Origin of the sequence: Aquibacillus sediminis (genome assembly GCF_005870085.1) — a bacterium.
In the GTDB taxonomy this organism is placed as follows: domain Bacteria; phylum Bacillota; class Bacilli; order Bacillales; family Amphibacillaceae; genus Aquibacillus_E; species Aquibacillus_E sediminis.
Map to the genome: position 1 here is coordinate 1 of NZ_SZNM01000044.1, position 10,574 is coordinate 10,574.

Below are 10,574 nucleotides of genomic sequence, written 5' to 3' on the forward strand. Positions count from 1 at the left end.
AAGACATTCTAAAAAGTCATGTCTCTGGAATTTCAGCTGATGGTAAATTGATTTATCAAAATTAGAGAATAGGCTTTAGTAAATAAAGGATTGTTAGTAGCTGTTTTCTTATTGCGTTAACGGGTGCGTTTCTGGAACAAGCAGAAACGCTTATTTCACTATTGGAGCAGGTTAATGGAGGAAGGTGAAATCAATTTATTTTTAAATTGTAAAGAGAGGATTATACAGTATGGAATTATTTAGATTTGGAGACTTTGCCATTGTTCTCCCCCCATTACACATTACAATTATTGCAATAATTATTATTTTCTTATTAGTAAGGTGGAGTAAGCAATTAGAGACACGACGCTCCACAGTTTTCTTTTACTTTCTGATTAGCTGTTACATTTCTCCGATTTTTTCTCGAGAGCTATGGATACCTTTGGGATTTATAATGGTTTTCTTTTACTTGTTTCTTAGCAAAAGAAACCATCCATCTAAAATGAAAGCAAGTATTTTAGGGCTTTGCATAGCTATTTATCAGTTAATTCTTCAATATGGTGGGTAGTTTTTTGGTATTCCATTAACGGGATGCTTATCTGGAACAAGGGATACAGTCATTTTTTGTGTTAAAGAAGCAGAGTTAGTGAAACAAGAGATTTATCTATATGAGGGGGGATATCATCCGAAACATCACTATTGTGTTCTTGTTTTTAGGAATATTATTTACGGTATCTTGTAGTGAACAAGATACCATCAAAAGTTGGAAAAATGTAGTTGAAGGAGAGTATTGGACTTTAGAATATACAATGGAACAAGATGAATTTTCTTCATGGTACATTAATATAACTTATGTTATCAATGATCCTAATGAAAAAATGTTAAATGTTTCAATGGAAACTGATATGGCTGAACCTTTATCAATATGGGAGAGAAAAAATTTGGGCAAAAACGGAACAATTATATCCTTTGATAAAATTGAAAATCGTGTAAATAAAATAGGATATAGCAAAGGAATGAGTTTGTCAGAAATGAAGCAATTATTAAAAGATAGTAGTATAACATTTGAATGGGGAGAAAAAGATAATCGGCGTTCTGAAACACTTCATTTTATTAAAGATGAGAAATAAAAAAGTAAACAGTTTTAAAGGTGATATATAAAATTAAATAGTATTACTTACAAAGTATGTCCGTTCTAAAAAGGAAACTAATAAGGATTTGAAAAACCGAGTTGAAAATTTAGAAAAAGGAAAAAGAAATAATTGATATTAAAAATAGATAAAAAGTCAATAAGCGAATTGACTACTATTTTTAGTAAACCAGCTAATAAAGCTGTACACTTATTGCGTTAACGGATGAGAATGATGAAATGATGAGAGGCAGTTTAGTTAAATACGAGGGGGAGAAATTTGAAAAGTTATAAAGATCAATCACACAAAGAAAGAACAATCATTGGTTTAATATTCGCAATAATAATGTCATTTACAATTTTCATCCCAAACTATCCAATTTGGGCTTATGTATTTTCAATGCTATTTGCTCTTTGGGGTTTAACAGAAAATTATATAAAATGGAAACACGAAATTAAAAAAACTCAACATTAGACTAGGCTAGATGGGTTAATAGTTATGGCTATGCTGACTATCGGAATTGCTTCCAGCTATAACGGATTTGCAGAGGCAAAAATTACTTTTAATAAAGGTGATGGAACTATTATAGAAGAGAGTTAGATTTATTAGCTTTCAATTGGTAGTATTTGAAAGGTAATCTTCAGTTAGCAAATACGGGGTTGTGAAAGAAGTTACTTAAACTATCGGGAGCATTAACACAGTGGGGTAGGGAAATCCTACCCCTTATTAAATTTCTTTAAAATAATTGTAACGTTTTACCTTATACAGACACTTACATACTGAATACATTCGAAAGGAGGTAAATAATTGGATGAGTTTAAACAGTTATACATTAAATACAACAAACAGATTTATAAATATTTGGTTTATTTATCAGGAAAAAATTCTATCGCAGAAGAATTGACACAAGAAACATTTTTTCAAGCCTTTAAATCCATTCATCGTTTTAAGGGACACAGTAAAGTTTCTACTTGGCTATTTCAGATTGCAAAATATACTTTTTATAACTATTTAAAAAAGAATGAGAAAGTCCATGCAGAGGAGGATGTATCTCAATTTGAAGATCAGGCTTCTAACAGGGAAACTCCAGAAGATATATATGAGAAAAAAGAAGAAGCGATTTGTATGTTAGATGCTATAAGGAAACTCAAACAACCACAACAAGAGATAATTATCTTACGTTTGTATAGCGAATTAAGTTTTAAAGATATTGGGGAAATTTTTAATCAGTCGGATACATGGGCAAGGGTTAATTATTATAGAGCCAAAAATAAACTGACTTCAATTATTTATGGAGGTGAGGAAGCATGAGTAAAAAATGTGATATTGTAAAGGATTTAATCCCTATATATGTAGAAAATCTTACAAGCGAAGATAGCAATCAATTTGTTAAGGAACATCTTAATTCTTGTGAAGACTGTAAGAATTATATTAAAAATGTTAAAAGGGATTTACCTAATATGGATTCACTTGATATTGGTGCAGAAAAAAATGATCAAAAACTAATCAAAGGCATTAAAAGTAAAATAAATAATATGATGTTGATTGCGGTTTTAATTGGTGTTCTTGTTGGTATTTATGGTTCAATGATGTTCTTGAATATAAATGAGTTTCAATCGATTTTGATGATTTATCCTATTGCAACATTTTTCATTGGTTTATTGAGTTTTATCCTGTTTAAAAAATTATGGATAGGACCGTCTGTTACATTATTAGGTGGCATTATAAGTGTGCTTATTTTTATGAATCTAACATTCTGGATTTGGATAATTGTATATACAATTATAAGTTTATTAGGTGCCTTAGTTGGAAAAGGTGTACTGTATTTTTCAAAACGTAAAAATAATCAATTTTAAAATTTATGATAATAATCTTGTTAAATTGTGAAGTTATACACTTAAATTAACGGGAGCTAGAGTGGAACAAGGAGTTGTTTATTTGGCAGCTCCTATTTCTTATTGGAGTAAAGGGCAGGATTATTTGGCAGCTCCTATTTCTTATTGGAGTAAAGGGCAGAATCCTACAATAAGAACTTCTCAATAGTTAATAAACTAACGAAGCAGCATAATTAAAAAGGAATTAACGTAGAACAAAAGGGGGGGAATCGTGATAATACGTAATATTTTCTCAATCATAGGTCTTGTTATTGCTACTATCTTAGGGGTATACGCTCAAGATATTTCTTATTTTCTGAATGATACGTATTCGGTTATAGAGGCTACTACTTTTATAACTTTAGTAACATTTATTAGCATAGGTTTGTATATTTTTATCCCCTTACAATTTGTTTTTCAAAACAATGACAAAAAGAAATTGTTTGCTTTTTATCTGATTACAAGTGCTCTTATAGGTATTCCGACTTCATTATGGTCCATCTTTGTTTGGGGAATGTGGATGGGCTAATCCTAGAGTTTGTCAGATTGAATGATAATAATAAAGTTTTGTTTAATAAACGGCGAGCGAGAGTTTAAGAAACTCTCGCTAAACTTTTATGGTGCTATTGGGGAGATTACTTTAATCGGCTACTTTTTTAAAAATGTTGGGAGAAAGGAGATGTTCCCATGACACATGAAGTTATTGAGACGCATACCAAGTCACAGTTAAAAGTATTGAGTGAAATTAGTGCCATTTCTGAAGGGTTAGGTATTAAATTCTGGTTGCGAGGCGGATGGGCAATTGACTTTCTACTTGGTAAAGTTACTCGGTTACATGACGATATTGATTTAGTAATGTGGGTACAACATAGAGAACGATTAGAAAATGAACTATTAAAAAAAGGTTACGAAAAAACAAAAGTGAAAGAAGAATTTTGTGATAGGCAGTCTGATTTTTGTAAGGGGAATGTAGAAATTACGTTTAGCTATATAACCCGTTCAGACACTGGAGACCTTATATTGAATGGATTACCTGAATGGGTGTGGAGACCAGATTCTTTGCTTCTGCAAACTTTTATGTTGCATGGTATATCAGCCCATACATTAAATCCAACGCAACTTTTGGAAGAGAAAGAGGTTTATGAACAAATTGGTCGAACACCAAGACTAAAAGACGCAGAAAGTAAAAAGATATTACAGCAAATAATAGATAAAACATAGTTCTAATTTTAGTTTGTGAAAAAACACACTTAAACAAACGGGTGCAAAAGTTGAAAAAGGAGTTGTGCTGATGAGGCAGCTCCTATTTTGTTTTATGGTTGCATTCTTGTATGAATATGAAACATTACATGACTATCATTCGTAAAAAATATATAAAGGATGACTACTGGTATATATATTGGAGGGGGAATTTTGAGAAAACTAAAGACTGTTATATATATTACTGTTGGAATATTTATACTCTTATCTCTTATATCCTTTATATTTACATCCCGCCTTAACAGAGGGGTAATTGGCTTAGGAGGAACTATTATAGGGTTCATTCTAATTTTACCCTCAATAAAAATTCATCGTTTGATATTCTTTGGAAGTCGAGTTAACCATGCAGATGTTATTATTCCCGATGAACATTTACAACATAAGGTGTATGAAGAGTATGGAGAAGAAGAAGACGAAAATACAAATCCAAAATATAAAATGGTTATTAATTTACTTGGTTACTCAGGGGGATTAATTATTATTATCTCTATGTTCATAGTACCTTTGTGATATATACGAATATCTTATTCAACGGTGCGAATATACTACAAGGATTTTGGATCAGTAGCTGCTGATCTTTTCTGTAATGAGCAGTTTTATTTAATAAGATATTTTTCAAAAGGGGATGTTTTAAGTGAAAAAAATAGTTTTAATGCTTATAATTCTTATTTCTGTAATTATCGCTGGTTGTTCAAATCAATATAATAATGAAGAGGTTATAGCGGTAGTTGACGATAAGGAGATTACTGTTGCAGACGTACGACTATTTTATAACCCTGAAGAAAAAGGATTAAATGAAGCAGTAAAAGATTATGTAAAAGAAGAAATAATGGTTCAGGAAGCAAAGAAAATGGGAATAAACATATCTGAAGAAGTGGAAGAACTTAAAGCAATTAACTCTCCTTTCCCACAAGAACAAACAGAAAAACAATCAGAGTACGCTAAAGCAAAGGCTGAAAAATTAGGTGTCACAGAAGAAGAATATTATAAAAAATATTTAGATGTATCCACTGAGAGAAGTGCTTATATTACGAAATATTTAGAAAAAGAGGTTGGGCAATTAAATGAAGAAGATACTGCTGATGAATATACTGAAAAAGTAAATGACTATGTCGATAGTCTACTAGTAAAGCACTCAGATGATATTGAAATACTGATAAACTGATTTAATTTGTTATTCAACAAAAGGGAGCTTACCTTGAAGAACGAGAACATACTATTTTCTAGTAAAATGTAATAGCGCAATTTAATTCTGTAATATTATTTAGGAGGAGAAAAGATGCAACAAAAAACAAAAAATGAAATTATGTCTTGGATAAAATCAATTTGTTTTGCTTTTATTATCGTGCTTGTATGTCGTCAATTTCTTTTTGCTCCTGTTGTTGTTCAAGGTGAATCAATGTTTCCAACACTTACGGATAATAATAAGCTTATAGTGACGAAAACAACTCCATTGGAAAGATTTGATTTGATTGTTTTCAATGCACCAGATGAAGAACAACAATATGTGAAAAGGATAATAGGAATACCTGGGGACAGTGTAGAGGTGAAAGATGATGTATTGTACGTTAACGGAAAACCTTATAGCGAACCTTATGTTAATACTGAAGTTGATGGTAGACAGGTAGAACCAAAAACTAATGATTTTACTTTACAGGAAATCACGGATAATTCCGTTGTACCAGATGATCATTATTTCGTCTTAGGAGATAATCGTACTAGAAGTAACGATAGTAGAGCATTCGGATTTATCACAGATGATTTAGTTGTCGGCGAAGCCAAGTTTCGGTTTTATCCATTTAATGATGTAGGTGTAATGAATTAAAACTATTTCGTTAAACTATAGCTGCTTTTTTCAGGAGGTATATTGATGGAAGATGACAAAATAATATTGGATAAAAATGAGACTAAGGTTATCGAAGATGCGTATGGTCGTACATATTTTTCTGCTGAAGAAAATGAATCAGTTGTAATACTTGCAAGAGAAAAGGAAGACTTTATACTTATTAAACAGTTTCGGAAACCGATTGGAACCTATACTATTCAGTTGCCCGGCGGTGGGGTTGAACGGGGAGAAAGCTTAGAAGAGGCAGCAAAAAGAGAGTTTTTGGAAGAAACAGGGTTTAAATGCGGAGAGGTTCATTATTTTGGGGAATTGTTGCCTGCATCGTGGATAAGCAACGAAATTACGCATGTATTCTATACAGAAGAAATTGAACAGTGTAATGGACAGCAGCTTGAATCTCACGAAACAATTGAGATTTATAGAATAAATATAGATGACTGCCTTAAAAAAGTTAAAGAAAACATTATTAAAGATTCAGAACTTTGTTATGCAATGCTTCAGGCTATTTTAAAAGGATACATATCTAAATAATTTTTTCTTATTCAAACGGTGGCATTACCACAACAACGGTAATACTTCTTTTGTAGGTATGGAGCAGTTCAAAATGTAGTAAAAAAGCACATGAAAAATATATGTTAGGATTAAGTTAATTAATATTTTGAAGGGGGGGTTATATGGGCGACTTTGTAATTGACGGGTTTATATGGCAGTTAATCATAGTTCCTATCATCACGATTGTACCTGCACTTATAGTATATTTTAAAACAAACAAGTGGTGGTTAGCACCATTAGTGACACTCATATTAACAATGATTACGGATATTGTTTTTTCGGGGTTATATCATTCTTCTGTTTCTTTAAGTTCATGGAGTATCGTATTGCCGTTAATTGTTACAGCAATTGTTTTGTTAATAAAAGGAATTAAATTCAGTTTTGCCTCAGATCATTAAACATTTTCAACAACGAGTCCGTATCTGGAGCAAAAAGATATGCTGTTTCACTATTAGTCAAGATAGCGCAAAATGCTAAAATGAGGGGAGATAAGGTGAACCGAAAAGAGAAAATTAAAACTTATGCACTTATTTTGTTAAGCGTTATACTTGTAATAACTTTTTCGCTTCATTTCCAGAAAATCAATGAAGAGAAAAGGCAATATGAAGCATATTTAAACGAGTTTTATGCCCATTTAGATAGTACAGTCTACTCTGTTCAATATCTTTTATCTAATAGAGAAGAAATGGATATAACAGGTAACTTAATGAATATAGAACACAATTTAGAAACCACCAACTTATTATTGCGTATGGGCGATAGAACAGTGGACAGTAACATTACTTCTCATCCAAGATTCTTTGTAGGAAGAATAATGCCTAATCCACTTAATGATGATGGAAGATTAACGAACGAACAAAGAAGTGAATTGGAGAAAGTACAAAAAGGGATTGAATATATGAAAGAGGGATTGTATTCGGAACAAACTGGTCAGGAAAATAAAGATTTATCTGTTAAAGAATTTAACGAAATCATTAAGGAAGGTGCAAAAATTGGCGAGTAATGCTTATTAACAAACAGGTGCGTTTCTTAAAACAAGGGATTACACCTCTTTTTCAATTAATTTAGTAATATACTTTAAAATGGTTTTATTACCAGAATTAAAGGTGGAAAGGATAGAGTTGTCTATGTCTGATAATGATTCCAAAGTTCACATACGAACAGGTCAGTTAGATGATGCCAAAGCAATTCTGGATATTGAAAGAGACGTTGTAATGGAAAATAAATATTTAATTTCAGTTCCAGATGAGTTTGATAAGACACTAGAGCAACAAAGAATTTGGTTACAGAAAGTTTTAGTGAACGAACGGGAAATAATAATTATAGCTGAAAAAGATATAAAAGTTATTGGGTGGTTAGTATTCGAATCGCCAAACCGTAAAAGGTTATCTCATACTGGTTCATTTGAAATGATGATACATAAAGATTATAGAGGGATAGGTATTGGTAAAATGCTTATTTACGAACTATTAAATTGGGCAGAAAAGAACCCTTTAATTGAAAAGCTAAGTTTAGGAGTTTTTTCAACAAATAAAAGAGCAATATCTTTGTACAAAAGTATGGGTTTTATAGAAGAAGGACGGAAAAATAAAGAAATTAAATTAAATGAAAATGAATATGCTGATGACATTCTTATGTATAAATTAGTTTGATCATTCTTCCACTATAGGGAGCGATTGCGAAACAAGCCGTCGCTTTTTTTACTGAAGCAGGGTAGTAAAATAAGGAGGGATTAGCTTTGTCTAAAATTACAATACATAAAATGAAAAATATACTATTAGTATTTTTATCTATTGGTCTTATAATTACTGGCTTTTTGTTGTATCAAGAGAGAGAGGAAAACAATAATCAGTACAAACTTTTTTTGAATAAATTTTATGACAATGTAAATTTGACCTTGTCCTATATGGAGAATGATGAATACACGGAATTAGAAGAAGGTTCATTAACAAAATATATGACCGAATTAGGGATGCGACTCGAGAAAACCAATATGACTTTAGAGGCTGGAAGGTCATTTGTTAGTAGAGATATCCCAATGAATAAATTTACTTTTTTTACATTACCTGTTCATCAATTTGCTGAAAATGGTGAATTAACGGCAGAGGAAATGAGATATTTAGAATTCCTTGAAGAAAAATTAACTTCAATTCAAAGTCAGTTATACTCAGAGGATACAGGTCAAGAAAATCCTAATATATCAGTAGAGGAATTTGGTGAGATTATAGCCTTGGCGGTTCAAGACAGGGATTATCGACAGGTTTATCCCGATATGGTGAATTAAATGTGTTAGTCGACTATATTATATTTCTTTAGTTTTGAACTATCGGGATGCATTAACACAACAAGGGGAACGTCAGATTTAAGGTGACGTTCTTCTCTTTTTTGGAAAAAAAGAAATGACTGAATTTTATGATAGTATTATATTATATAAATTGTTTTTCAATTAACATGGCAGAATGTTTAAGAAAAAATATGGGGAGTGAACTAAAATTAAAAAGTTTTTGCATTCATAGGAATATCAGTAATGCTTTTAGGGTGTTCAGCAGATGAAGTCATTAAGGTAGGTAGTCCTTTCAACGATGGGGGTACTGAAGGAGTTAAATTTAATAACGAAATTACTGATGAAGAGGCAATAACTAAATTAAGAACAATCATTGATAATTCAAAGGGTATTGATAAACTTAGTATCGAAAATGAGGCAGAAGCATTCTTTCAACTCGATAGACCAGATGAAAGTGTTTCGGAAATTCGACGGTATATATGGTTTCAAGATGATGGTAGTGCAGTTTTATTTAATGGGGGTTCAAATTACTCTAGATTGACTAAGGAAAAAACTCTTGAGTTAAAAAGTATATTGGAACTTTAATTATTTCTTATGAAAGTAACGGGAGCGAATGTACAACAAGGATTATGGATCAGCAGCTGCTGATCCATTTCTGTAATGAAGCAGTTTAGTTTACGAGGGGGGAGAAATTTGAAAAGATATAAAGATCAATCATACAAAGAAAGAACAATCATTGGTTTAATATTTGCAATAATAATATCATTTACAATTTTCATCCCAAACTATCCAATTTGGGCTTATGTATTTTCAATGCTATTTGCTCTTTGGGGTTTAACAGAAAATTATATAAAATGGAAACACGAAATTAAAAAACAAAACCTCAAACATTAGACTGGGATAGTTGGGTTAATAGTTATGGCTATGCTGACTATCGGAATTTCCTCCAGCTATAACGGAATTGCAGAGGCAAAAATTACTTTTATGAAAGTGATAGAACTAGTACAGAAGAGAGATTTATTAGCTTTCAATTGGTCAGTCTTGTGAAAGGTAATCTTCAGTTAGCAAATACGGGGTTGTGAAAGAAGTTATTTAAACTATCGGGGGCGTTTCTTCTAGTAGGAGATCGCACCTTTGTTATTGAAGGGCAGCTTAGTTTAAGTGTTTTTGAGGAGGAATTGATATGAACGATGAGAAAAAAAGTCTTTATTTCTATATGACAATTGGATATATCGGTCTTCTCCTAATTGGATTAGCAGCTATGAGGTATATTTCAGTTTTCAACGACACGCTAGGACTGAACTTTGTTTTGTTTGGCTTTATATTCGTAACGGAGTATTTAAGGTTTTTGGGAAAGAAGTTAGGTATTAGCAAAAAAGAATCTAATATAAGTAAAGCTATTTTAATTGTTGTATTTTCTATACTTACATTTTGGTTATATTTTTACATAGTTATTGTTCAACAAACGGGAGCAAAAGTGGAACAAGGAGTTGTCGGTTGGCAACTCTTATTTTGATAAAGTGGCACTTTCTCAAATAGGGGTGAGTTAAAGTTGAAAATGGTAAGCAGGATTCAAGAAATATATAGAAAAAGTAATAAGTTATTTTTAGCCTTGAAAGTTCTATTAAGCGTTTTTACAATTTACTTTG

17 protein-coding genes are annotated in these 10,574 nt (G+C 31.6%); all 17 read left to right on the plus strand.

Going from position 1 to position 10,574, the window contains the following annotated elements:
- The first annotated feature begins 647 nt into the window (after positions 1–647).
- The 17 genes from FCI53_RS20385 to FCI53_RS20465 all read left to right on the plus strand — a co-directional run bounded on the left by FCI53_RS20385 (position 648) and on the right by FCI53_RS20465 (position 10,441).
- Entirely contained in the window at positions 648–1,109 is a 462-nt protein-coding gene (locus FCI53_RS20385; protein ID WP_138420830.1) for a hypothetical protein, read from the plus strand.
- Positions 1,110–1,388: 279 nt separating this feature from the next.
- Entirely contained in the window at positions 1,389–1,583 is a 195-nt protein-coding gene (locus FCI53_RS20390; protein ID WP_138420831.1) for a hypothetical protein, read from the plus strand.
- A 333-nt stretch (positions 1,584–1,916) separates the two neighbouring features.
- Positions 1,917–2,420, plus strand: coding sequence for an RNA polymerase sigma factor (locus tag FCI53_RS20395; RefSeq protein ID WP_138420832.1), 504 nt, complete (start codon positions 1,917–1,919; stop codon positions 2,418–2,420).
- Entirely contained in the window at positions 2,417–2,965 is a 549-nt protein-coding gene (locus FCI53_RS21625; protein ID WP_171038262.1) for a DUF2651 family protein, read from the plus strand. Before FCI53_RS20395 ends, FCI53_RS21625 begins: the two co-directional genes overlap by 4 nt.
- A gap of 250 nt (positions 2,966–3,215) precedes the next feature.
- Entirely contained in the window at positions 3,216–3,512 is a 297-nt protein-coding gene (locus FCI53_RS20405; protein ID WP_138420833.1) for a hypothetical protein, read from the plus strand.
- 158 nt (positions 3,513–3,670) lie between these two features.
- A complete protein-coding gene (locus FCI53_RS20410) occupies positions 3,671–4,204 on the plus strand; it encodes a nucleotidyltransferase domain-containing protein (RefSeq protein ID WP_138420834.1) in 534 nt (177 codons plus the stop codon).
- Positions 4,205–4,396: 192 nt separating this feature from the next.
- Positions 4,397–4,753 (plus strand): hypothetical protein, encoded by a 357-nt coding sequence (locus tag FCI53_RS20415; protein ID WP_138420835.1) that lies wholly within the window; start codon positions 4,397–4,399, stop codon positions 4,751–4,753.
- Positions 4,754–4,877: 124 nt separating this feature from the next.
- Complete coding sequence (locus FCI53_RS20420; RefSeq protein ID WP_138420836.1) at positions 4,878–5,408, plus strand: SurA N-terminal domain-containing protein; 531 nt, start codon at positions 4,878–4,880, stop codon at positions 5,406–5,408.
- Between the two features lie 114 nt (positions 5,409–5,522).
- A complete protein-coding gene (gene lepB / locus FCI53_RS20425) occupies positions 5,523–6,068 on the plus strand; it encodes a signal peptidase I (RefSeq protein ID WP_138420837.1) in 546 nt (181 codons plus the stop codon).
- 45 nt (positions 6,069–6,113) lie between these two features.
- Positions 6,114–6,620: an NUDIX hydrolase gene (locus FCI53_RS20430; protein ID WP_138420838.1), complete on the plus strand. Its 507-nt coding sequence runs from the start codon at positions 6,114–6,116 to the stop codon at positions 6,618–6,620.
- A gap of 143 nt (positions 6,621–6,763) precedes the next feature.
- Positions 6,764–7,039: a hypothetical protein gene (locus FCI53_RS20435; protein ID WP_138420839.1), complete on the plus strand. Its 276-nt coding sequence runs from the start codon at positions 6,764–6,766 to the stop codon at positions 7,037–7,039.
- 95 nt (positions 7,040–7,134) lie between these two features.
- Positions 7,135–7,644 (plus strand): hypothetical protein, encoded by a 510-nt coding sequence (locus tag FCI53_RS20440; RefSeq protein ID WP_138420840.1) that lies wholly within the window; start codon positions 7,135–7,137, stop codon positions 7,642–7,644.
- Positions 7,645–7,768: 124 nt separating this feature from the next.
- Positions 7,769–8,293: a GNAT family N-acetyltransferase gene (locus tag FCI53_RS20445; protein WP_138420841.1), complete on the plus strand. Its 525-nt coding sequence runs from the start codon at positions 7,769–7,771 to the stop codon at positions 8,291–8,293.
- Between the two features lie 86 nt (positions 8,294–8,379).
- Complete coding sequence (locus FCI53_RS20450; RefSeq protein ID WP_138420842.1) at positions 8,380–8,925, plus strand: hypothetical protein; 546 nt, start codon at positions 8,380–8,382, stop codon at positions 8,923–8,925.
- Positions 8,926–9,168: 243 nt separating this feature from the next.
- A complete protein-coding gene (locus FCI53_RS20455) occupies positions 9,169–9,510 on the plus strand; it encodes a hypothetical protein (RefSeq protein WP_138420843.1) in 342 nt (113 codons plus the stop codon).
- 108 nt (positions 9,511–9,618) lie between these two features.
- A complete protein-coding gene (locus tag FCI53_RS20460) occupies positions 9,619–9,819 on the plus strand; it encodes a hypothetical protein (protein ID WP_138420844.1) in 201 nt (66 codons plus the stop codon).
- A gap of 289 nt (positions 9,820–10,108) precedes the next feature.
- Entirely contained in the window at positions 10,109–10,441 is a 333-nt protein-coding gene (locus FCI53_RS20465; RefSeq protein WP_138420845.1) for a hypothetical protein, read from the plus strand.
- Positions 10,442–10,574: the final 133 nt, after the last annotated feature.

What these genes read in the sequence shown, in the direction of transcription:
- FCI53_RS20430 (WP_138420838.1), top strand. Translation starts at nt 6,114, where the DNA reads ATGGAAGATGACAAAATAATATTGGATAAAAATGAGACTAAGGTTATC.
- FCI53_RS20445 (WP_138420841.1), top strand. Translation starts at nt 7,769, where the DNA reads ATGTCTGATAATGATTCCAAAGTTCACATACGAACAGGTCAGTTAGAT.
- FCI53_RS21625 (WP_171038262.1), top strand. Translation starts at nt 2,417, where the DNA reads ATGAGTAAAAAATGTGATATTGTAAAGGATTTAATCCCTATATATGTA.
- FCI53_RS20465 (WP_138420845.1), top strand. Translation starts at nt 10,109, where the DNA reads ATGAACGATGAGAAAAAAAGTCTTTATTTCTATATGACAATTGGATAT.
- FCI53_RS20385 (WP_138420830.1), top strand. Translation starts at nt 648, where the DNA reads ATGAGGGGGGATATCATCCGAAACATCACTATTGTGTTCTTGTTTTTA.
- FCI53_RS20410 (WP_138420834.1), top strand. Translation starts at nt 3,671, where the DNA reads ATGACACATGAAGTTATTGAGACGCATACCAAGTCACAGTTAAAAGTA.
- FCI53_RS20435 (WP_138420839.1), top strand. Translation starts at nt 6,764, where the DNA reads ATGGGCGACTTTGTAATTGACGGGTTTATATGGCAGTTAATCATAGTT.
- lepB (WP_138420837.1), top strand. Translation starts at nt 5,523, where the DNA reads ATGCAACAAAAAACAAAAAATGAAATTATGTCTTGGATAAAATCAATT.
- FCI53_RS20455 (WP_138420843.1), top strand. Translation starts at nt 9,169, where the DNA reads ATGCTTTTAGGGTGTTCAGCAGATGAAGTCATTAAGGTAGGTAGTCCT.